We start from the raw sequence: 22,110 nt of genomic DNA, 5'->3' as shown, positions 1-22,110 counted from the left end.
GCTACGCTGCGCGGAAGCGCGCGACACTGCCCTGCAGGGCGGTGGACAGCTCTCCCAGCCGCCCGGCGGTCTGGTGGTTGCTGGCCACCGCCTCGTCGTTCTCGCCGGTCATGCGGGCGATCAGCCCCACCTGGCGGGCGATTTCCCCGGACGCACTGCTCTGCTCCTTGAGGGCATGGGAGATCTCCGCCACGCGCGATACCACCTGCTGGGCGGCTTCGCTGATCTGCTGCATGGCCTCGCCGGCGCGTCGCGCCCGGCCGACGCCTTCGCCGACCCGCTCCACGCCCTGCTCCATGCTGGTCACCGCCCCGTGGATGCCGTCCTGGATGGAGCGCACCATGTCGGCGATTTCCCGCGCCGATTCGGCGGTGCGCTCGGACAACTGGCGCACCTCGTCGGCGACCACGGCAAAGCCGCGGCCCTTGTCGCCGGCGCGCGCCGCCTCGATGGCCGCGTTGAGCGCCAGCAGGTTGGTCTGCGAGGCGATGTTGCCGATCACGTCGACGATGCTGGCGATCTGGCCGGAGCGCTCGCCCAGCGCGTCGATGGTGCGCGCCGAATGGGCCACCGAGTCGGCGATGCCGCCGATCTCGCCGACCACCGAGGCGACGATCTCGCCACCCTGGCGCGACAGCTGACCCGAACGGCTGGCCAGTTCGTCGGCGCTGGCGGCGTTGCGGCTGATGTCCTCGATGCTGACGGTCATCTGTTCCACCGCCGCCGCCATGCTGGAGGCCGCATCGTTCTGCTGCTGGGTCGCCACGCGGATCTGCCCGGAGGCCGCCGCCAGCTGGTGCGCGGCGTCGGCCACCTGATCCGAATGGCCCTTGATGCCACCAATCAGCTGGGCCATGGATTCGGCCATGTGATTGAAACTGCCCGCCACCTGCGCCAGTTCATCGCGTGCCTCCAGATGGATACGCACCGTCAGGTCGCCGGCGGCCAGCCGCTCGCTGCCCTCGCGCAGGTGGATCACACTGCCCAGCACCGACCAGTAGGCCCCCGTCGCCAGGTAGCCCACCACCAGCAGCAGCCCCAGGAACACCGCCAGGTTGCGCAACAGCTCGCCGCGCGCCTGGGCGCTGCGCTCGGCGAGCAGATGGTCCAGCTCCGGCAACAGCACCTCGAACATCTGCCGGTAACCTTCATCGACCGTCTCAGTGGCCAGCCGGTAGAAGGCTTCGCTGCTGATTGAGGCCTCGCCCTGGTAGACCAGGCCCTGCACCACCCTTTCGATCTCGCCGCCGCGCTCACGCAGGCGAGACAGCGAACGCTGCAGGCGATCACGCAGATTCGGGTGCAGGTTGATCACCTTGTCCAGGCTGTCCTGCATATCGCGCAGGCCAGTGCTGATCTCGTCGACCCGCACCAGCAGCATGCCGCGTTCCTCGGCGCTCGCCTCGCCGCGCGCCAGCACACCGGAACCCAGCGCACGCAGGCGCCCGAAGCGCTCGAGCAGGAACGGCAGGCGCTCCACCGCCACTGCCTTGAGGAAGTAGGTGTCTGCCTCGGGGTCGAAGGTCAGTCCATGGTCATCGGCGATGCGTGCCTGCAGGCGCAGCAGCTCATCCACCAGGGCGCTATGCGCACCGAAGCTCTGTTCGCGACTCCAGCCAGGCTGCTCGGCGACCATGCGCTGCCACTCCGTGCGTATACGTGCCAGCGCGTCGCGCTGGGCCGGAGTGAGCCGCTCCTCCAGTTGCGCCAGGCCGTTGCCCAGGCCGCGCTGCACCTCGCGCAGGGCTGCCTCGGCGCCGCCGTCGCCGCCCAACAGACGGGCGGACAGACCGCGCTGCTGCTGCGCCAGGCGCACCAGTTCGGACAGCGGCCGGGCCAGCTCGGCGGCGCGCTGCTCCTGTTCAGCGCGCTCGATGGTCGCCTGCTGCTGGCGGGCGATGCCCCACAGCATGGCGGCCAGCGCCAGCACCATGAGCAGCCCCATGGCCAGGAACTTGAGGGGGTACTTCAGGCGATTCATCAGGGCCTCGGCGGGCCGGAACAGTCTTCTCATCGCACGATCTCACGGCCTGGCAATTCGCTCGCCTCCCCCGAATTACCAAGCTGACTAATGAAGTCGGGAAGGTGGCGCAACGCTATCGGTTGGCGGGCGCCCGCCTCCATGATGCCGATCAAGGACGGAAAAAAGGCGCCAGAAAAACCGCACCCCAGTTTGCCGAATACATCAGAGTCGGGGCCCCGACGGCCAGAAAGGCGTAGGGTGGACAACGCTTTCCTTGTCCACCATGGCACCCGCACCGCGGCATGTCGGCAGCAGGACGGCCGTGCAAACAAAAGGCCACCCCGGTTGCCCGGGGCGGCCTTTGGGTGCAGCAACGCCCGCTTACGCCAGGCTCTTGCTCACCACTTCATACACATCCGGCGACAGCTCGCCGCTGGCCAGGATGCGCTCCAGCTCGCCGCGCATCAGCGCCTGGCGGGCCGGTGCAAACTTGCGCCAGCGGGTCAGCGGCGCCAGTTGGCGGGCCGCGATCTGCGGGTTGAAGCCGTTCAGGGCGATCACCTGATCGGCCAGGAAGCGGTAGCCGCTGCCGTCCAGGGCGTGGAAGTTCACGTGGTTCTGGTTGGCGAAGGCGCCGATCAGCGAGCGCACCTTGTTGGGGTTCTTCAGGTTGAACGCCGGGTGCGCCATCAGCTGTTGCACACGGGACAGGCCGCCGGGCAGCGGGCTGCCGGCCTGCACGCTGAACCACTGATCCATGACCAGCGGGTTGTCCTTGAAGTGCTCGGCGAACTTGGCCAGCGCACCGGCCTTCTCGGCCTCGAACGGCGAGTTGACCAGCACCGCCAGCGCATGCAGACGCTCGGTCATGTTGTCGCTGTGTTCGTACTGCTCCAGGCAGGCGGCCAGCACTTCCTCGCGGCCCGTTTCCATCAGGTAGCTCAGGGCGATGTTCTGCAGGCTGCGGCGGGCGATCTGCCCCGCCTCGGCCACATACGGGGTCTGGCGGGACTGCTCGCGGCTGGCCTGGTAGCGGGCCCACAGCGGCTCGTACAGCGCCTCGGCGATCTGCTGGCGCACGAACTCGCGGGCGGCGTGGATGGCGTCGACATCGGCCTCGTCGCTGATCTCCGCCAGGTAGGCCTCGCTCGGCAAGCTGAGCATCTCCGCGACCATGGCCTGATCCAGCTGCTGGTTTTCCAGCAGCGTGCGCAGCGCGGCGATCAGGCGCTGATCCAGCACCATGGCCTCGCCGCGCTGCCGCTGGCCGACCAGCTCCTGCAGCACCTGCACGGCCAGCTGCTGGCCGGCCTCCCAGCGGTTGAAGCCGTCGGAGTCATGCTGCATGAGGAACATCAGCTGGTCGCGGCTGTACGGGAAGCTCATCTTCACCGGCGCGGAGAAGCCGCGCAGCAGCGAGGGCAGCGGCTTCTCGGCCACGTTGACGAAGGTGAACGAATGCTGCGCCTCGGTGACCGACAGCACGCGACTGGTGCCCTGGGCCGCGGCTTCGCCGGCCAGCTGCAGCGGCAGGTCGTTGCCCTGCGCGTCCAGCAGGCCCAAGGCGACCGGGATCACGAACGGCTGCTTCTCCGCCTGGCCGGGGGTGGCCGGGCAGCTCTGGGCGAAGGTCAGGGTGTAGGTCTGGGCGGCGGCGTCGTAGGCCTCGCTGACCTGCAGGCGCGGCGTGCCGGCCTGGCTGTACCAGCGCTTGAACTGGGTCAGGTCGATGCCACTGGCGTCTTCCATGGCCTTGATGAAGTCGTCGCAGGTCACCGCCTGGCCGTCGTGGCGCTGGAAGTACAGGTCCGAACCCTTGCGGAAGGCGTCGGCGCCCAGCAGGGTGTGGATCATGCGCAGCACTTCGGCGCCCTTCTCGTACACGGTCAGGGTGTAGAAGTTGGAGATCTCCATGTAGGCGTCCGGGCGCACCGGGTGGGCCATGGGGCCGGCGTCCTCGGCGAACTGGTGCGTGCGCAGGTAGGCCACATCCTCGATGCGCTTGACGGTGCGCGAGTTCATGTCGGCGCTGAACTCGGCGTCGCGGAACACGGTGAAGCCTTCCTTGAGCGACAGCTGGAACCAGTCGCGGCAGGTCACGCGGTTGCCGGACCAGTTGTGGAAGTACTCGTGGGCGACGATGGCTTCGATGCGCTGGTGGGCGGCGTCGGTGGCGGTCTCGGCGCGGGCCAGCACGGCACTGGAGTTGAAGATGTTGAGGCCCTTGTTCTCCATGGCGCCCATGTTGAAGTCGTTCACCGCGACGATCATGAAGATGTCCAGGTCGTATTCGCGGCCGTAGACCTCCTCGTCCCAGCGCATGGACTTCTTCAGGCTGTCCATGGCGTGCTGGCACTTGTCGATGTTTTCCGGCTCGACATAGATGCGCAGGGCCACGTCGCGGCCGCTCATCGTGGTGAAGCTGTCCTCGATGCACCAGAGGTCGCCGGCCACCAGGGCGAACAGGTAGGCCGGCTTCTTGAACGGGTCCTGCCAGGTCGCCCAGTGGCGGCCGTCCTCGCCGTCGCCGGCGGCGACCGGATTGCCGTTGGAGAGCAGCACCGGGTAGCGCTGCTTGTCGGCACTGACCGTGGTGGTGAAGCTGCTCATCACGTCCGGGCGGTCGAGGTAGTAGGTGATCTTGCGAAAGCCCTCGGCCTCGCACTGGGTGCAGAACATCGTGCCGGACTTGTACAGGCCTTCCAGCGCGGTGTTGCTTTCCGGATGGATGCGCACCGTGCTGTCCAGGGTGAAGCTGGCGCTGTCCGGCTGCAGGGTCAGGCTAGCCGGGGTGAGCTGGTAGTCGCCGGCGCCCAGTTCGCGATCGTTGAGGCTCAGGCTGAGCAATTCCAGCTCCTGACCGTGCAGCACCAGCGGGGGAAGCCCGGCTCCGGCCTGCGGGTTGCGACGCATCACCAGCTGGGCATGCACCAGCGAGTGATCCTCGTACAGCTCGAAGGTCAGGGTGGTCTCGTCGATCAGGTAGTCGGGAACCTGATAGTCCTTGAGGTAGATGGTGTTCGGCTGTTCGGTACGCATGGAAACCTCAATCATGTTCGCGAAACCCGCCGGACCCGGCGGGTCGAAGAAACAGGGTTACGCGCAGCTGGCGGCGACGGTGTAGGCGGTGAACTTGCGGATGTTGATCACGCCGGTATCCAGAATCAGGTATTGACCCTTGATGCCCAGCAGGGTGCCCTCGACCCGCGGGGTCTTTTCCAGATCGTGGGTGACGATCTTGCCCGGGTACGCCTCGACGGGATAGCGGATGGTCTGCACCTCGGCATCCGGCACGGTCTGGATCGCCTGCAGGCCGAAGCGCTGCTGCAGCTGGCCGATACCGTCGGCGCAGGCGGCGAACACCTGGTCGCGAATGGCCGGCAGGTCCAGCTGTTCGGCGTCGCCCTTGAGCAGCGCCCGCCAGTTGGTCTTGTCCGGCACCTGGCTGCGCAACAGGTCTTCCACCAGCCCGGACTGCTGCCGGGTGGCCACGCGCAGGATCGGCAGCGCCTGGGTGGCGCCCTGGTCCAGCCAGCGGGTCGGCAGCTGGGTGGCGCGGGTGATGCCGACCTTGATGCCCGAGGAGTTGGCCAGGTAGACCACGTGATCGGTCATGCAGAAGCTCGTGCCCCATTCGGGATCGCGGCAGGTGCCCAGCTCGTGATGACACTTCTCCGGGCTGACGATGCACAGGTCGCACTGGGGGAGTTTCTTGAAACAGGGGTAGCAGTAGCCCTGGCTGAAGCTCTTGTTGGTCTTGCGACCGCAGTGGCTGCAGTGGATGGCGCCCAGGTATTCCAGGCGCAGGGTCTTGCCGATCAGCGGATTGACCGGCACCTGCAGGTCGCCCAGGCGAAAGGCGTACTGCACCGGGGCATCCAGGCGCGCGGCCATCTTGTCCAGCGCGCCGCGTCCGAGTTCCACCATCAGTGGCGGGTTCCGGACGCCGGGGCGAACAGATCGCTTTCGGTGGCAGCCTTCTTGCTCTTCGAGCCGCATTCCTGGCCGTTCATGAAGCCGGTGCGCTCTTCCTCGGGCAGGTTCTTCAGCTCCCAGGCGATCATCGCGCCCAGGCAGGTTTCCTTCTGCTCCTGGGTCAGCTTGCGGCCATCCGGCCACTTGCCCAGCTCCACGGCCTGCTTGAGGTTCTGGTAGATCTCGGGGGTGATGTTCTCGATGGCTTCGATAAAGGACGACATGGCCGACTCCGGGAAAGTGAAACGCCGGCCATTCTAGCGGGGCGGGAGGATTAAGGGAAAAGCGCGAACCGCCCCGCTCCCACAGAAGCGGCGAGTCAGCGCCGGCGCGCCAGCCAGCCGCCCAGCACCCCGGTGGCGCAGCCGATCAGCAGGCCGCCGACGTGGGCGGCGTTGGCGATGGCGCCCAGGCCCAGGGCAGTGACCAGCCCGGACAGGCACACCAGCAGCCAGACCAGCATCAGCCCCACCACACCCGGCGGCAGCCGGTAGGCGGGATTGGGCGCCAGCTTCTGGTACAGCCAGCAGTGCCCGAGCAGGCCATAGAGCACGCCGGACAACCCGCCAAAGATGCCCACACCCCCGAACACGTACTGCGCCAGGTTGGACACCAGGGCGAACAGCAAGGTGAAGCCCAGCAAGGCGAAGCGCCCCTGATGGGCCTCGACGCGCCGACCCAGCTCCCAGTACCAGAGGCTGTTCATGGCCAAGTGCAGCCAGCCGAAGTGCACCAGCATCGGCGTGAACAGGCGCCACCACTGGCCGCTGTCGAGGGTGTGGCCGAGGTCGGCGAAGTACAGGTATTCCTCGGTGATGCCGTAATCCGCGAAGCTCAGCCAGCGGATGGTCTCCAGGTTCTCGCCACCCCAGGTGATGGCGAACACCACCAGGGTCAGCAACAGCATCAGCGCGGTGAACGGTGCCTCGCGCAGGCTGCCGAAGCGGCGCACCGGCGTTGCCGATACGACCTCGCCCTCGATGGGCGCATCAGGATCGCCCTGCGGGAAACGCGCGTACAGTTCGCGCACCTGGGCCGCCAGCGTGTCCGGCACCCAGAGCACCTGCTGGCCGCTTTCCTCGCTGACCCGACAAGGCACGCCCATCCGTTTCAACAGCGCCAGGAAGCCGCTGAGATCGGTCTCCAGCGGCAGGCGCAGCACCGCCACGGCGCTCATCGCGGCGCCCCCAGGCTATCCACCTCGACCCACACGAACTTGTCGGCATGCAGCCGATGCTCGCCGTCGAAGCGGTAGGCCACCAGGCGACCTTCCAGCACCGCGCTGTAGTCCAGGCACGCCAGGTTGTGGCGAATCGGCGCCGGTCGGCCGTCGCGCCAGTAGTGGCCGATGAACAGCGGAGGCTCGTCCGGCCCGTAGCGCAGCAATTCGCGCTTCTGATGCGGGGTCAGCGGCGTGCTGGCAACGTGCTGGGGCAGCGGCTCGGGCTGGAAAACGATGTCGCCGTAGGTCTGCGGGTCCTCCTCCCAGAACTTGGTGCGGAAGAAGGTGCGCGGGAAGCCTTCGCGGCTGGTCAGTACCACGCCCTCCGGCAGGCGCATGTCCAGGCCGCGCAGCAGCCGGTTGAACGCCTGGGCGGCGAAGCTCTCCGGCCGGCCGGCGGCACGCACGAAGGCGCGGTCGACCCGCCCCTCGGGAAAATGCACGCGCAGCATGTCGATCAGCTCGCTGTCCCAGCAGGCGTGCACCAGGCGGAAGGCGCCGGCGTCGAGGAACAGCGGCAGGTCCTGGAACCAGTCGAGGAACGCCTGCCACTCGGCGGGGTAGGCCTCGAACTGCCGATGGGTTTCCTGCAGCAGGATGGCGTGGCGGCGCACGTGTTCACGGACGAACAGCCGGCCGCTGCCGGGCGGCGCCGGGGTAGCCCAGCCCAGCGCGCTGAACTCGTGGTTGCCCATGATGCACAGCGCCTGCCCAGCCTCGACCATGTCGCGCACGATGTGCAACGCTTCGCGGATGTGCGGGCCACGGTCGATGATGTCGCCAAGGAACAGCGCCATGCGCTGCGGATGTCGCCACACGCCGTCCTGCAGGCGATAGCCGAGGCGTTCGAGCAGTTGCTCAAGGGCTTCGGCGCAGCCGTGGACATCGCCGATGATGTCGTAGCCGCGCGCGGGATCGAACTGCATCACTCGCCACCACCACCCAGACGGCTGCCCCAGCCCAGCTTGGTACGGCAGATCTCGTAGTAGTTGTGGTCCAGCGGATGGATCAGACGCAGCTTCTGCGGTTTCTTGGAGATGGTCACCGTGTCGCCCGGCGCGCAGGTGAAATGGTTCTGGCCGTCGCAGGACACCTGCGGGTAGATCTGCAGGTTGGGCGATACCACCACCTTCAGCTCGCTGTTGCCGTCCACCACGATCGGCCGGCTGGACAGCGTGTGCGGGTACATGGGCACCACCACGATGGCGTCCAGCTTGGGGTGCATGATCGGCCCGCCGGCGGACAGCGCGTAGGCGGTGGACCCGGTGGGCGTGGCGATGATCAGGCCGTCGGACTTCTGGCTGCTGACGAACTGGCCGTCGATGTACAACTCGAATTCGATCATTCGCGTTGACTTGCCGGGGTGCAGCACCACATCGTTGAGGGCGTCGCCCTGGCCGATGGGCACGGCGTTGCGACGCATCTCGGCTTCCAGCAGGAAGCGGCTCTCCACGGTGTACTGGCCGTCCAGCACCTCGGCGACCTTCTGTTCCAGCTCGTCCGGGCGGATGTCGGTGAGAAAGCCCAGGTTGCCGCGGTTGACGCCCAGCACCGGCACCTTGTAGCGCGCCAGGGCGCGCGCCGCGCCGAGCATGCTGCCGTCGCCGCCGACCACGATGACCAGGTCGCAGACCTCGCCGAGGTTCTTGCGCGAGCAGACCTGCTGGCCGTGTCCGGGCAGCACCTCGGCGATTTCCTCTTCAAGGATCACATTGAGGTGGCGGTCGAGCAGAAAGCGCTTGAGCCGGCGAATGGTCTCCAGGACCTGGGAACTGCCCAGGCGGCCGATGATGCCGATATTACGAAACTGCTCCATGGGACTCCTGTTCGCCGCGCCAAAGTGCCGGCAATTATGGGCGAAAGCGGCTGCCAGGGGCAGCCCTCGTGCCGACCTTGTCATTCGCCGGGCACAGCGCAACTATGCTCGACACCATGCATCCCTTCCTCGAACTCACCGACCTGCTGCCCCGCCTGCGCCAGCCCGTGGTCCGCGACCTGGCCTGGACGCTGCTATCGCCACCCTTGCTGGCGGAGACCGAATGGCCGCAGCGCCATCCGCTGGCCGGCAGTGGCTGGGCGCGCCAGCCGGGGCGACTGGCCGACTGGCTGCTGCGCCTCGACGAGCAGCCCGCCGTCCTGCTGGAATGGCTGGCGCGCGGCCCGCTGCGGCGTCTGGGCCTGTATTACGAGCGACTCTGGCAGTTCGCCCTGCAGGCCGCGCCCGGCATCCTGCTGCTGGCCTGCAACCTGCCGATCCGCCTGGGTGGCCGCACCCTGGGCGAGCTGGACCTGCTGCTGCGCGACGAGGATGGCGTCCACCACCTGGAACTGGCGGTCAAACTCTACCTGGGCCCGCGGCAGGGCAACGGCCATGACACGGCCCAGTGGCTGGGCCCGGGCAGCGAGGATCGTCTGGACCGCAAGCTGGATCACCTGGCCAGCCACCAGTTGCCACTCTCCAGCAGCCGCCACGGCAAGCTGGCCCTGGCCGATCTGCGGCCGGACGACGTCCAGGCTGAATTCTGGCTGGGCGGTTATCTGTTCTACCCCTGGCCGGACGGCTGCGCCGCGCCGGCGGGCGCACACCCGCTGCACTGCCGTGGATACTGGCTGACGCGCGAGCGCTTCACCGCGTTGCGCGCGGACAGCGCGCCAGGCCCCTGGCAGCCGCTGCCCCGCCAGGCCTGGCTGGCCACTGCGCAACTGCCGCACGCGGAGGTGTGGTCGGCCGAACACTTTGACGACTGGCTGGAACAGTTGCCGCGCACGGCGCCGGCGCAACTGCTGGTACGCCTGCGGGAAGCGCGCACGGACGTGTGGGAGGAAGCGGAACGAGTCTTTCTGATGCCCGACGCCTGGCCGCTCAACGGCCAGGCCGGCGGCTGACTCAGGCGTATTCCTGATGGCCGTGCTTGCTTCCGACCAGGCGGCCAGCGGACAGCGACATCATCAGCAGGGCAATGCGCTCGTGCATGATCAGGGTGTGGGTGTTGCCTGTCTCGACCATGTGCTTGCGCAGGGTCTCGCGCACCTTGGGCGCGCCAGTGACGTCGATGATCACGTCCACGCGTTCGCCCAGCTCGGCCAGTTCCATGAAGTTGTCGGTGACCGGCACGCCGAACTCGCGGGCCAGCACGATGCCGGGCATCGACAGGTCCAGGTCGGCCACGCCCACCACGGTGACGAAGGGCGAAGTCAGCAGTTGCTTGAGCAGCGGGGTGCCGGTCTCGCCGGCGCCGATGACGGCAATACGAAAGCCTTGCATGAGTAGTACAACCCTCGGTGAATGACGATGTCACTGTGCCGCCATGCGCTAGCACCCGGATTGACTTGCATCAAGCCGGCAGTGCCGCGGCCCTGCGACCAAAGGTCAGTGGCGCCAGCCCTGCAGGCCGCCGGTATGCACGAAGATCAGCCGCGTACCGGCCGGAACCTCGCCGGCGGCCACCCGCTCGCGCAGCGCCAGTAGGGCCTTGGCGGTGTACAGCGGTTCGAGCGACAGGCCGGTCGCGTCCTCGGTGTCGCGCATGAAGGCCAGCAGGGCGTCGTCCAGCCGGGCGAAACCACCGCGACAGGCCGGTTGCAGGTGATAGTGCTCCCGCGCCAAGCCCAGCTCGGCCAGACGCCGGGGCACGCCATGGTCCTCGGACACCGCCAGCGCGCCATGCACCGGGCGCTGTCCCGCCTCGCCCAGCGCCAGCCCGGCCAGGGTGGTGCCGGTGCCGACCGCCAGCCACCAGCCGTGGTAGTCGTCCCAGCCCAGCGCGGGCAGCTGGCGGCGCGCCAGTTCCACCAGCTCGACGCAGCCCTGCGCGCCGGGCAACCCGCCGCCGCCTTCCGGCACCGGGTGCAGATCGGGGTAGCGCTGCCGCCAGGCGTCCCAGAAGTCCTCCCGATGGCGCGCCCGGTAGCCGCCGTAGCCCAGCCAGTGCAGGCGCATGCCGAATGCTTCGAGATCACGCACCGTCGGCGTGTCGCAGGGCTCGCCGCGCAGCAGACCGACAGTGGCGAAACCGAAGCGTACGCCGGCGGCGGCCACTGCATGCAGGTGATTGGAATGCGCGCCACCCAGGGTCATCACCCCGGCCCGACCCGCTGCGGCGGCTTCGCGCAGATGCGGTTTGAGCTTGTACCACTTGTTGCCGGAAAGCTGCGGGTCGATCAGGTCCAGGCGCAACACGGCGACCTCCACACCGGCGTGGGCCAGCCAGTCGAGTTCGAGGCGCTGCAACGGGGGTTCGGGGGACCAGTCGGGCAGGATCAGCATGGGGCGGGGAGGCGGTTTGGGGTGGCTCAGCCTAGGGCGCGCCGTCGGCGCAGTCCAGCCGCTATCCCCTCACCCCCGCCTCGGAGCGGGGTATTAGTAGGGCGGTCAGCGCCTTTTCGGGCCGCCGGGCGCCGGACCACCGGACCACCGGACCGCCGCATCGGCGGCCAGGAACAACGTTGCCCGCCCTACGTGAAACCTCAGACCCCTGCCCGCGCCGCCCGCACCTTGGCCTGATGCCGCGTACAGCAGCTACTTTCGCCGCGCACGAAGCGGCTCGGCGTGTCGATGCGGTCGATGGGCATGGCGCAGCGTTCGCCGGTGGGCAGGCGGGCGCTGCAGGTCGGCTGCTGGTAATGGGCCAGCCATTCCCGGTAGTGCTCGGGGGACACCAGGCACTTGGCCGCCACAAACGCCTCGGGGTCGTCCTGGTAGCGGCCGATTTCGGCCAGCGGAATGGTCAGGTGGCCGGTGCCCGGGTGATAGACCACAAACATCACGCCCAGTCCGGCCAGGCGCTCGATGCCGCGCAGCTGGTTCTGGCGCAAGCGTTCCACTTCCGCCTGCTGTTGCGAGTCCAGCTCGCTGCGGCTGGCCAGCTCCGCCTGCAAGGCGGCGATCTGGTCCTTGTAGTCGGCGACCTCCGCGGCAATGCGTGCCTGCAGCTCCAGCTCGAACTGCCCGCGCAGTAACTCTGCCTCGCTGCGCCCGTCGTGCTCCATCGAGCGCAACTGGCGGGTCAGTGCCTCGCGGGCCCGGCGGAACTGATCGGCCTGGCTCTGCTGCTGCACCTTGAGGTCCACGTTCATCTGCTCCTGGCAGGCCAGTACCTGCTGCAGCGTCTCGATCTGCTCAAGCAGCGCCTTCTCCCGCTGTTCGGCCTCCAGGCGCAGGCGGGCGAACTGGTCCTCGTACTGCTGGGTCAGGCTTTGCAGGCGCAGACGCTGCTGGCGGATCAACTGCGCGGTCTTCTGGCGATGCTGCAGATCCACCTTGCGGGCCAGGCGCGCAGCCATGCTCTTGGCCGCCTCCGGGGCCAGCCAGTCCCCGCCGCCGGCGTCGGCACCGGCCGGCGCATCTACCTCGCTGAGAATCCCCAGATTGTTGCGTTTTGCGGCATCGCGCAGCTGCAGCAGCTCGTTGCGACCGGGCTTGAGGCTCGGGTCCCACAGGTGCATCTGGTGCCAGGCGACCGGGCAACGGCTGCGGCAGGCCAGGCGGATGGCGCCATCGCCCAGATCCGGGCCGCGCACGCCCTGCTCCGCCAGATGGCGCAAGGGAATGTTCCAGCCGCTGTCGGCGCGGCCGGTTTCGTCGAAGTCGATGAGGAAGAAGGTGACGGCACGAATGTGCAGGCGCGGCGTGATCAGCACGTAGGCGGCGGGGATCTGCTGGTCGGCGAAATCCACCAGACTCACCACCCCGTCCAGCACCGCCTCGAATTCGGCCAGGTGCATCTCCTTGCAGATGGCACCGGCGCGGAAAAACATCACCGCTTCGACCTGCTGAGGCTTGGCCTGCAGACTCATGCTTACCCCCTGAAACGAACGAACCCCGCGCCAGGCGGGGTTCGCAGTCTAGGAAAAGCCCGGGACGGGCAGCGTGACGCCGTTGGCAACCACCTGCCCCACCGTGCGCGCCGCGACGAGCGGCGCGCCGGGCGCGGATTACAGCTCGGCGGCCAGGCGCGAGCCCTGGTTGATGGCGCGCTTGGCATCCAGCTCGCTGGCCACGTCGGCGCCGCCGATCAGGTGCACCTTCTGGCCAGCGGCGACCAGGCCGTCGTGCAACTCGCGCAGCGGCTCCTGGCCGGCGCAGATGATCACCGTGTCCACCGGCAGCACCTGCGGTTCGCCTCCGGCGATGCTGACGTGCAGGCCGGCGTCGTCGATCTTCAGGTACTCGACGCTGTTTAGCATCTGCACGTTCTTGTTCTTCAATCCGGTGCGGTGGATCCAGCCGGTGGTCTTGCCGAGGCCGTCGCCCACCTTGCTCTTCTTGCGCTGCAGCAGGAACACCTCGCGGGCCGCCGCGTGCGGCTGCGCCTGGATGCCGGCCACTCCGCCGCGGGCTTCCAGACCGAGGTCGATGCCCCACTCCTTCCAGAACGCCTCGCGGTCCAGGCTGGTGGAAACGCCGTCATGGGTGATGTATTCGGAGACGTCGAAGCCGATGCCGCCGGCGCCGATCACCGCCACGCGCCGGCCGACCGGCTTGCGCTCGAGGATGGCGTCCAGGTAGCCGATCACCTTCGGGTGCTCGATGCCGGGGATCGCCGGGGTGCGCGGCACGATGCCGGTGGCCAGGATGATTTCGTCGAAGCCACCCTTGACCAGCGCCTCGGCGCTGACCCGGGTGTTCAGGCGCACGTCCACGCCGGTGCTGTCCAGGCGATTGCGGAAGAAGCGCAGGGTTTCGTGGAACTCCTCCTTGCCGGGCACGCGCTTGGCGACGTTGAACTGGCCGCCGATCTCGCTGCCGGCGTCGAACAGCGTCACGTGGTGGCCACGCTCGGCCGCCACGCAGGCGGCGGACAGGCCGGCCGGGCCGGCGCCGACCACGGCGATCTTCTTGCCCTGGGCGACCGGGATGTAGTTCAGCTCGGTTTCATGGCAGGCGCGCGGGTTGACCAGGCAGCTGGTCAGCTTGCCGCCGAAGGTGTGGTCCAGACAGGCCTGGTTGCAGCCGATACAGGTGTTGATCTCGTCGGCGCGACCGGCGGCCGCCTTGTTGACGAACTCCGGGTCGGCGAGGAACGGCCGGGCCATGGACACCATGTCGGCATCGCCCTCGGCCAGCACCTGCTCGGCCACCTCCGGCGTGTTGATGCGGTTGGTGGTGATCAGCGGAATCTTCACCTCGCCCTTGAGCTTGGCGGTGACCTTGGTGAAGGCCGCGCGCGGCACCTTGGTGGCGATGGTCGGGATGCGCGCCTCGTGCCAGCCGATGCCGGTGTTGATGATGGTGGCGCCGGCGGCCTCGATGGCCTTGGCCAGGGTGACGATTTCGTCCCAGGTGCTACCACCCTCCACCAGGTCCAGCATGGACAGGCGGTAGATGATGATGAAATTCGGGCCGACCGCTTCGCGCACGCGGCGCACGATTTCCACCGGCAGGCGCATGCGGTTCTCGTAACTGCCGCCCCAGCGATCAGTGCGCTGGTTGGTGTGGGCGACCAGGAACTGGTTGATGAAGTAGCCTTCCGAACCCATGATCTCGACGCCGTCGTACTCGGCCTGCTGGGCAAGACGGGCGCAGTTCACGAAGTCGCTGATCTGCTTCTCGATGCCTTCCTCGTCCAGTTCGCGCGGTTTGAACGGGTTGATCGGCGCCTGGATGGCGCTCGGTGCGACCTGCTTGGGGCTGTAGGCGTAGCGACCGGCATGGAGGATCTGCATGCAGATCTTGCCGCCCGCTTCGTGCACGGCCTGGGTGACGATGCGGTGCTTCTCGGCTTCTTCCGGGGTGCTCAGCTTGGCGGCGCCGGAGTACACCGCGCCCTCCTCGTTCGGGCCGATGCCGCCGGTGACCATCAAGCCGACGCCGCCGCGGGCGCGCTCGGCGAAATAGGCCGCCATGCGCTCGAAGCCGTTGGGCTTCTCTTCCAGGCCGGTGTGCATGGAGCCCATCAGGGTGCGGTTCTTCAGGGTGGTGAAGCCCAGGTCCAGCGGGGCGAGCAGGTGCGGGTAGCGTGCGGTCATGGCAATCCTTCCGGCAGTTCACGGTGCTGGCTACGCTCATCGACGCAGCCTGTTATGGCGCCAGACGATAGTCAGCCGGCGCGAGGCGCTCAATGATCAAAACTGACAAGTTGCTGATCCAAATGCACAACGCGGCTTGGCAAGTCCGACGCCGCCCCCTACCCTGACCGCCATGAAACGCACCCTGCTGATATCCGCCGCCCTGTTGCTGCTCGCCGGCGGCGCCCTGCTGAGCTTCCTGGACTGGGCCAAGGAACGCCCGACCATCCACTACCTGTCCGACCTGCGCACCCAGGTAATCAGCCCGCCGCCGCCCGCCGTGCGACACGGCAACCTGCTCACCATCCGCCCGCAGCTGTTCCCGCTCGACTACCAGAGCCCGGCGCACCTGCGCCTGGTGCTGGCCGCCGCCCTCGACGCGGCGCGCGATGCCGGTCTGCTCAACGCACAAACCCTGGTGGTGCTGCCCGACCATATCGGCACCTGGCTGCTGGCCACCGGTGAAAAACCGGAGTTCTACCGCGCCCGCGACCGCCTGGAAGTGCGCAACTGGCTGCTGCTGGGCAACCCGCTGCTGGCCATGAACGTGCTGCTGCGCAACCTGGACGCCAACCGCCTCGACGAAGCCCTGCTGCGCATGAAGGCCGAGCAGATGGCCACCGACTACCAGGCCCTGTTCGGCGGCCTGGCCAGGGAGTATGGCGTGACCCTGCAGGCCGGCTCCATCCTGCTGCCCGAACCGCGCATCAACGGTGACGGCCGGCTGCACAGCGGCAGCGGGCCCTTGTGGAACCTCAGCCTGGTGTTCGGCCCGGATGGCCAGATCACCGGCGAGCCGTTCCTGCAGGACTGGCCCTGGACCTCGGTACGCATTCCCACCCAGCGGGTGACGGTCGGCGATCAGCAGTACCTGGTCGAGCGCGACTGGCTCCCCGGCTGGCCGCAGAGTCGTGTGCAGCTGCCCAACGGGCGCACCAGCCCGCCCCTGTTCCTGCGCGGCCGGCTCAGCTGGCCGATCGGCGGCGTGCCGCGCGGTGTGGCGCTGACTCCGGCCCAGGCACCGCAGCTCAGCAGCCTGCCCGGCACGCATCTGCTCAACCAGTGGATCGAGCCGTGAAGACAGCGCGCGTGCGCCTGGGTGATCTGTCGGTGGGCAGCGTGCTCAGCCTGGCCGCCGCCCTGCGCCAGCAGGGCATCGATCCGCAGCCGCTGCTCGTCGAGTACGACCTGGACCCGGCGCGCCTGGCCGAACCCCGCGCACGGCTGTCGATTCCCCGCTACATGCGCCTGGGGCATGCCGCCATGCAGCTGTGCGGCGACCCGGCGCTGGGCCTGGAGATGGGCCGCCTCGGCCATATCGCCCAGGTCGGCCTGGCCGGCGTGACCGCCGCCCAGGCGCCCACGGTGCGCGAGGCGGCGCGCACTCTGATCCGTTTCGAGCCGCTGTACGCCGCCAACTACCGGGGGCAGTCGAGCTTCGCGGAAGACGCCGACGGCGCCTGGCTGAACTTCTATTCGATCAGCCCCTACAACGCCTACAACCGCTTCGTGGTCGACGCGCTGCTGGCCGGCTGGCTGCACCAGCTCGGCGCCCTGGCCGGCCGGCCGCTGGCGGCGCAGCGGGTGGAGATCGAGTTCCCGGCCCCGGACTATGCCGAGCGCTATGCCGAGGTGTTCGGCGGCCCGGTGGAGTTCGGTGCCGCGCACAACCGCCTGCGCCTGGATCGCGAGGTGCTGGCACTGCGCAACCCCGCCCACTGCCCGAGCACCTGGCACCAGTTGCTGGAACTCTGCGAGGCGGAGCTGGCGCAGCTGACCCGCACCCGCAGCCTGCGCGAACGCATCACCCAGTTGCTCGGCCCGCTGCTGCATGGCCGCGAGCCGGATCTGGAGGAGATCGCCCGGCGACTGCAACTGCCCAGCTGGACCCTGCGCCGCAAGCTGGCCGAGGAAGGCACGCGCTTTCGCGACATCCTCAACGACACCCGCCGCGACCTGGCGATGACCTATATCCGCGACACCGAGCTGAGTTTCGGCGAGATCGCCTACCTGCTCGGCTTCGCCTCGGCCGAAGCCTTCCAGCGCGCCTTCAAGCGCTGGAGCGCTCAGACCCCCGGCGAATTTCGCCGCGCGACGCGAACCGGGTAGGTACAACGACCGCTGTGCGTTGCGCCATGCCGCACGCGACATCGGTCAGCCGGCACGAAGCCGAGCTACGCCATTTCCCGCGTTTCCGGCTCATCGTCGGAGCGCCCAATGCTCGCCGACGTCTCGACCAGCAGCTCTTCCGGCACTTCCTCGACACGCGGGTCGAGCGCCACCGCCATCGGGCTCAATGTATCCGGCATCGGCACGTGACTGAGTGGCGCCTCGTCGACACGATGGCGCCCGGTAACACGCTTGGGCTGCACCCAGAAGATCAGCGCCAGGGCGTAGATCGACACCAGCACGTAGAACATCCCCGGCCCGAAGCGCTGCATCATCAGGCCGGCCAGCAGCGGCCCGAGGCAGGCGCCCACACCATAGGTGGTCAGCAGCATGGCCGACAGCGCCACCCGCCGCGACTGCTCGACATGGTCATTGCCCAGCGCCACCGCCAGCGGATACAGGGTGAACAGCAGCATGCCCGTCACGAAGCCATTGGCCAGCAACAACCAGTACGGCAGGCTGAACAGCCCCCAGAGAGGAATGGCGGTCAGGCACAGCAAAATGGCATTGCCCCGGATCAGCCAGCTGCGATCCAGGCGATCGGACAGCCAGCCCAGCGGCCACTGCGCACAGAAACCGGCGACGATGCACATGGCCACGAACAGGCTGGCCTGCGAGGTATCCAGGCCATTGCGACTGGCATACACCGGCGCCAGGCCATAGAAGGCGCCGACCATCAGCCCGGCGACGAAGATGCTGCCCAGTGCCTGCGGCACCCGCTTGCAGAAGAAGCCGATTTCCAGCGGGGCCGCAACCAGCTTGGCCGGGTGCACACGCCGCGTCACCGCCAGCGGGATCAGGCACGAGGCGAAACAGATCGCCACCAGCACCAGCGGCTTGAAATCCAGAGAGGGAAGCATTGCCAGCAGCCCCTGGCCAACGACCAGCCCCAGGTCCACAGCCACCATGTAGCCTGCGAAGACCTTGCCACGCATGTGGCTTTCCGCCTGCTCGTTGAGCCAGCTCTCGATGACCATGTACTGGTTCATCATCACCGCGCCCATGACGAAACGCAGCAGCAGCCAGACCTCCAACCGCTCCACCAGCACGTGCAGCAGTACGATCACCGTGGCCAGCCCGGCGCAGGCCACATAGGAGCGAATATGGCCGACGCTGGCGATCAGCCGGTGGCCGAACTTGCCGCCACACACCAGGCCGAAATAGTAAGCCGCCATCAACCCGCCGACCCAGGCATCGCCTGCGCCCTCCTCAGTCAGGCGCAGGCCCATGTAAGTGCTGAACAGCCCTGAACCGGCGAGCATGAGCAGGGTGGCGGCATACAACGCCGGGAAGGTGACGAGCGGGCTGAACATGGCAACTCTCAGGCAGGACGGCGACAGGCACAGTCCAGCGAACAACGGTACAACGGCGGCCAGGCAGCCCCAGCCGGAGCCGCCGAAAAGCGCGCATTATCCATCACGGTGCAGTATCTCGCCATGCATGCAGGGCGCCGACAGCACCGCCGGGTCGTGCCTTGCCCCGTGCAAAGCAGGCTCCGGCACGGGCGGGATGGCCGGTTCCTGACGACGTGACGACTCCCGTCCGCCCCGGCACAATGCCCCCCATGAGCGACTTCCACCCCGCCTGCTGCGCACCGCTGCGCGAGCACTGGCCCCTGCCCATCCCCATGCCCGGCGCGCGGCTGGTCAGCACCCTGTTCCAGGCCGACCAGCTGCAACCCGGCGACTTCGTCAGTTGCGCGATTCCCGGCGTGCCCGGCGTCGCCAAGCGCAAGTGCGAATACCTGGCCGGACGCCTGTGCGCGCGCCACGCCCTGCACGCCCTCACCGGCCAGCCGGGCGTCCCCGCCGTCGGCGAGGACCGCGCGCCGCGCTGGCCCGCCGGCGTGGTCGGCTCGATCACCCACAGCCACGGCCAGGCCGCCGCGCTGGTCGCCAGTACCGAGCACTGGCGCGGCCTGGGCATCGATCTGGAGCGCCTGCTGAGTGCCGAGCGCAGCCAGCGCCTGCGTGGGGAAATCCTCACCGCCGGCGAGCGCCAGCGGCTCGAACAGCTGGAGCCGGCGCTGCATCCCTGGCTGACAACCCTGACCTTCTCGGCCAAGGAAAGCCTGTTCAAGGCGCTGTATCCCCTGGTCGGCCAACGCTTCTATTTCCAGGACGCGGAACTGCTCGACTGGGACCCGGCCGGCCGCCTGCGCCTGGGCCTGCTGCGCGACCTGGGCGACGAATGGCGGGCAGGCGCACAGCTGGAGGGCCAGTTCGGCACGCTCGGCGAGCAACTGCTGACGGTCGTTGCCACGCCGGCCAGCCCGGGCTAGGCACTTTTACGTACAGCGCCTAGCGATACACCGGATGGCGCCGGCATAGCGCCATCACCTGCTCCCCTACCTGACGAACCACCGTCTCGCTGCCACCGGATTCCAGCGCGTCCAGCACGTCACACAGCCAGCCCGCCAGTTGCTCGCACTCCGGCACGCCTAATCCACGGGTGGTCACCGCCGGGGTGCCGATCCGCAGCCCCGAGGTCACGAACGGCGAGCGCGGGTCGTTGGGCACCGAATTCTTGTTGGCGGTGATGCAGGCGTCGCTCAGCGCGGCATCGGCGTCCTTGCCGGTGTAAGGCCGGTCGGACAGATCGATCAGCATCATGTGGTTGTCCGTCCCGCCGGAGACGATCCGGAAACCCCGCCGCTGCAGCACCGCGGCCATGGCCCGAGCATTGGCCACGACCTGCTGCTGATAGGTCTTGAACCCCGGCTGCAGCGCTTCCTTGAAGGCCACGGCCTTGGCGGCGATCAGGTGCATCAACGGGCCGCCCTGGACACCCGGAAAGACCGCCGAATCGAGCTTCTTGTAGAACGTCTCGTCCTGCCCCCTGGACAGGATCAGGCCACCCCGTGGGCCGCGCAGCGTCTTGTGGGTGGTGCTGGTCACCACATGGGCGTGCAGCAGCGGGTTCGGGTACTCGCCGGCCGCCACCAGGCCGGCGACATGGGCCATGTCGACCCAGAACAGCGCGCCTACCCGGTCGGCGATGTCGCGCATGCGCGCCCAGTCCATGTGCCGGGAGTAGGCGGAAAACCCGCCGATCAGCAGCTTCGGCCGGGTTTGCAGGGCGATGCGCTCCATCTCGTCGTAGTCGATCAAACCCGTGCGTGGATCGAGCCCGTAGGGAACGATCCGGTAATGGCGCCCGGAGAAGTTCACCGGGTTGCCGTGGGTCAGGTGCCCACCCTGGGCCAGGTTCATGCCCATCACCGTGTCGCCGGGACTGAGCAAGGCCAGGAACACGGCGGCGTTGGCCTGGGAGCCGGCGTGCGGCTGGACGTTGGCGTAGTCGCAGTCGAACAGGGCCTTGGCCCGCGCGATAGCCAGGCGCTCGGCCACGTCGACATGCTCGCAGCCGCTGTAGTAGCGCCGGCCCGGATAGCCTTCGGCGTACTTGTTGGTGAGCACCGAGCTCTGGATCGCCATCACCAGCGGACTGGCATAGTTCTCGGAGGCGATCAGTTCGGCGTGGTCTTCCTGACGGACTTCCTCGGCATGGATGGCCGCGGACAGCTCGGGATCAAAATCGGCAAGGGTCAGGGATGCGTCGTACATAAGGGAACCTGTGGGTTGGAAAATCGGGGGCCTGCTAGGCCAGCAGCCGGATGACCCGCGCGGCAATGTCGTCGATCTGCGCGTCGTCGCAGATCAAGGGCGGCAACAGCCGCAGGGTGGTGCCGCGGGTCACGGTGATGAGCAGGCGCTGTTCCTCCAGCGCCCGGCCAACCAGCTCGGGGCACTGGCGATTCAGCTCGATGCCGACCATCAGGCCCAGGCCACGGATCGCCAGCACCTCGGGACAGCCGCTCAGTCCCTCCTGCAGGGCCGCCAGCAGCCGGCGACCGAGGGTGGCGGCCCGCTGCGGGAGCTGCTCGCGCGCCAGGATGTCGAGTACCGTGCAGGCCACCCGGCAGGCCAGCGGATTGCCACCGAAGGTGGAGGCGTGCTGGCCGGGGGAAAACAGTTCCGCCGCCCAACCCCGGGCCAGACAGGCGCCGATCGGCAGGCCGTTGCCCAGCGCCTTGGCCAGGGTGATGACGTCGGGCACGATGCCCGCCTGCTGGAAACCGAACCAGCTGCCGGTGCGGCCCAGGCCGGTCTGCACCTCGTCGACCATCATCAGCCAGTCGTGCGCATCGCACAGTTGCCGCAGGGCCTGCAGATAGCCGGCGGAGGCGGCACGCACCCCGCCCTCGCCCTGCACCGGCTCGACCAGCACCGCGACGATGCCCGGGAATTGCCGCGCCGCGTCCCGCAGCGCCTCGATGTCGTCGTAGGGCACCCGCACGAAGCCCGGCATCAGGGGCTCGAAGCCGCGCTGCGCGGCCGGGTTGCCGGTGGCCGAAAGGGTTGCCAGCGTGCGGCCATGGAAGCTGTTCTCCATGACCAGTACCTGCGGATCGGTCACCCGCCGGGCACTGCCGTGCAGGCGGGCCAGCTTGAGCGCCGCCTCGTTGGCTTCGGCCCCCGAGTTGCAGAAGAACGCACGCTGCATGCCCGACACGGCGCACAGGCGCTCAGCCAGTCGCTCCTGCCATTCGATGCGGAACAGGTTGGAGGTGTGCAGCAGTTGGCCGGCCTGCTCGGCGATCACGGCGGCAATCTCCGGATGGGCGTGACCGAGGCTGGTCACGGCCACGCCGGCGATCGCGTCCAGGTACTCGATGCCCTGCGTGTCCCACAGGCGCGCGCCCTGGCCGCGACTGAACGAAACGGGCTGGCGTGCGTAGGTCGGCATCAGATACGCGGATGAGGGGGTCATG

Annotated in this window: 18 protein-coding genes; 4 read left to right on the top strand and 14 right to left on the bottom strand. The window is 68.2% G+C overall.

Annotation, left to right across the window (positions count from 1 at the left end):
• Position 1: 1 nt before the first annotated feature.
• From PT85_RS07310 to PT85_RS07280, 7 genes are all read right to left on the bottom strand, one after another.
• On the bottom strand, positions 2 to 2,014 hold the full coding sequence (locus PT85_RS07310) for a methyl-accepting chemotaxis protein (RefSeq protein ID WP_039606294.1): 2,013 nt from the start codon (positions 2,012 to 2,014) through the stop codon (positions 2 to 4).
• Between the two features lie 330 nt (positions 2,015 to 2,344).
• The gene (gene pepN / locus PT85_RS07305; RefSeq protein ID WP_039606293.1) at positions 2,345 to 5,002 is read right to left on the bottom strand and encodes an aminopeptidase N; all 2,658 of its coding nucleotides are present in this window, start codon (positions 5,000 to 5,002) and stop codon (positions 2,345 to 2,347) included.
• A gap of 57 nt (positions 5,003 to 5,059) precedes the next feature.
• Positions 5,060 to 5,890, bottom strand: coding sequence for a DUF2797 domain-containing protein (locus PT85_RS07300; RefSeq protein ID WP_039606292.1), 831 nt, complete (start codon positions 5,888 to 5,890; stop codon positions 5,060 to 5,062).
• Positions 5,890 to 6,162, bottom strand: coding sequence for a YeaC family protein (locus PT85_RS07295; RefSeq protein WP_027589624.1), 273 nt, complete (start codon positions 6,160 to 6,162; stop codon positions 5,890 to 5,892). The genes PT85_RS07300 and PT85_RS07295 overlap by 1 nt, the downstream gene beginning before the upstream one ends.
• A gap of 95 nt (positions 6,163 to 6,257) precedes the next feature.
• Positions 6,258 to 7,115, bottom strand: a complete 858-nt coding sequence (locus PT85_RS07290) for a rhomboid family intramembrane serine protease (RefSeq protein ID WP_027589623.1) — start codon at positions 7,113 to 7,115, stop codon at positions 6,258 to 6,260.
• A complete protein-coding gene (locus PT85_RS07285; RefSeq protein ID WP_039561744.1) occupies positions 7,112 to 8,086 on the bottom strand; it encodes a metallophosphoesterase in 975 nt (324 codons plus the stop codon). Before PT85_RS07285 ends, PT85_RS07290 begins: the two co-directional genes overlap by 4 nt.
• Positions 8,086 to 8,976 (bottom strand): NAD(+) kinase, encoded by an 891-nt coding sequence (locus tag PT85_RS07280; RefSeq protein WP_027589621.1) that lies wholly within the window; start codon positions 8,974 to 8,976, stop codon positions 8,086 to 8,088. Before PT85_RS07280 ends, PT85_RS07285 begins: the two co-directional genes overlap by 1 nt.
• A gap of 104 nt (positions 8,977 to 9,080) precedes the next feature.
• On the opposite strand from PT85_RS07280, the gene PT85_RS07275 reads away from it, so the two are divergent.
• Positions 9,081 to 10,046: a DUF1853 family protein gene (locus tag PT85_RS07275; protein WP_407681075.1), complete on the top strand. Its 966-nt coding sequence runs from the start codon at positions 9,081 to 9,083 to the stop codon at positions 10,044 to 10,046.
• A gap of 1 nt (position 10,047) precedes the next feature.
• Here PT85_RS07275 and PT85_RS07270 read toward each other — a convergent pair whose 3' ends face one another.
• From PT85_RS07270 to PT85_RS07255, 4 genes are all read right to left on the bottom strand, one after another.
• Positions 10,048 to 10,425, bottom strand: a complete 378-nt coding sequence (locus PT85_RS07270) for a Gfo/Idh/MocA family oxidoreductase (RefSeq protein WP_027589619.1) — start codon at positions 10,423 to 10,425, stop codon at positions 10,048 to 10,050.
• Positions 10,426 to 10,530: 105 nt separating this feature from the next.
• The gene (locus PT85_RS07265; protein ID WP_039606291.1) at positions 10,531 to 11,427 is read right to left on the bottom strand and encodes a 1-aminocyclopropane-1-carboxylate deaminase/D-cysteine desulfhydrase; all 897 of its coding nucleotides are present in this window, start codon (positions 11,425 to 11,427) and stop codon (positions 10,531 to 10,533) included.
• Between the two features lie 200 nt (positions 11,428 to 11,627).
• The gene (locus PT85_RS07260; RefSeq protein ID WP_039606290.1) at positions 11,628 to 12,956 is read right to left on the bottom strand and encodes a hypothetical protein; all 1,329 of its coding nucleotides are present in this window, start codon (positions 12,954 to 12,956) and stop codon (positions 11,628 to 11,630) included.
• Between the two features lie 138 nt (positions 12,957 to 13,094).
• Positions 13,095 to 15,128, bottom strand: coding sequence for an NADPH-dependent 2,4-dienoyl-CoA reductase (locus PT85_RS07255; protein ID WP_027589616.1), 2,034 nt, complete (start codon positions 15,126 to 15,128; stop codon positions 13,095 to 13,097).
• Between the two features lie 172 nt (positions 15,129 to 15,300).
• On the opposite strand from PT85_RS07255, the gene PT85_RS07250 reads away from it, so the two are divergent.
• Positions 15,301 to 16,245, top strand: coding sequence for a carbon-nitrogen hydrolase family protein (locus PT85_RS07250; RefSeq protein WP_039606289.1), 945 nt, complete (start codon positions 15,301 to 15,303; stop codon positions 16,243 to 16,245).
• A complete protein-coding gene (locus PT85_RS07245) occupies positions 16,242 to 17,276 on the top strand; it encodes an AraC family transcriptional regulator (RefSeq protein WP_039606288.1) in 1,035 nt (344 codons plus the stop codon). The genes PT85_RS07250 and PT85_RS07245 overlap by 4 nt, the downstream gene beginning before the upstream one ends.
• A 65-nt stretch (positions 17,277 to 17,341) precedes the next feature.
• On the opposite strand, the gene PT85_RS07240 is transcribed toward PT85_RS07245, so the two are convergent.
• Complete coding sequence (locus PT85_RS07240; RefSeq protein WP_039606287.1) at positions 17,342 to 18,649, bottom strand: MFS transporter; 1,308 nt, start codon at positions 18,647 to 18,649, stop codon at positions 17,342 to 17,344.
• A 251-nt stretch (positions 18,650 to 18,900) separates the two neighbouring features.
• Between PT85_RS07240 and PT85_RS07235 the strand changes: the two genes are divergently transcribed.
• On the top strand, positions 18,901 to 19,617 hold the full coding sequence (locus PT85_RS07235) for a 4'-phosphopantetheinyl transferase family protein (RefSeq protein WP_039606286.1): 717 nt from the start codon (positions 18,901 to 18,903) through the stop codon (positions 19,615 to 19,617).
• A gap of 19 nt (positions 19,618 to 19,636) precedes the next feature.
• Here the strand turns inward: PT85_RS07235 and glyA are convergent, their stop codons facing one another.
• Both glyA and PT85_RS07225 read right to left on the bottom strand, forming a co-directional pair.
• On the bottom strand, positions 19,637 to 20,902 hold the full coding sequence (gene glyA, locus PT85_RS07230; RefSeq protein WP_039606285.1) for a serine hydroxymethyltransferase: 1,266 nt from the start codon (positions 20,900 to 20,902) through the stop codon (positions 19,637 to 19,639).
• A 34-nt stretch (positions 20,903 to 20,936) separates the two neighbouring features.
• Entirely contained in the window at positions 20,937 to 22,109 is a 1,173-nt protein-coding gene (locus PT85_RS07225; protein WP_039606284.1) for an aspartate aminotransferase family protein, read from the bottom strand.
• Position 22,110 lies beyond the last annotated feature (1 nt).

It is taken from the genome of Pseudomonas flexibilis, assembly GCF_000806415.1.
Lineage (GTDB): Bacteria > Pseudomonadota > Gammaproteobacteria > Pseudomonadales > Pseudomonadaceae > Serpens > Serpens flexibilis.
Note: the sequence above shows the minus strand (reverse complement) of the source record. Positions and strands in the feature narration are given on the sequence as shown.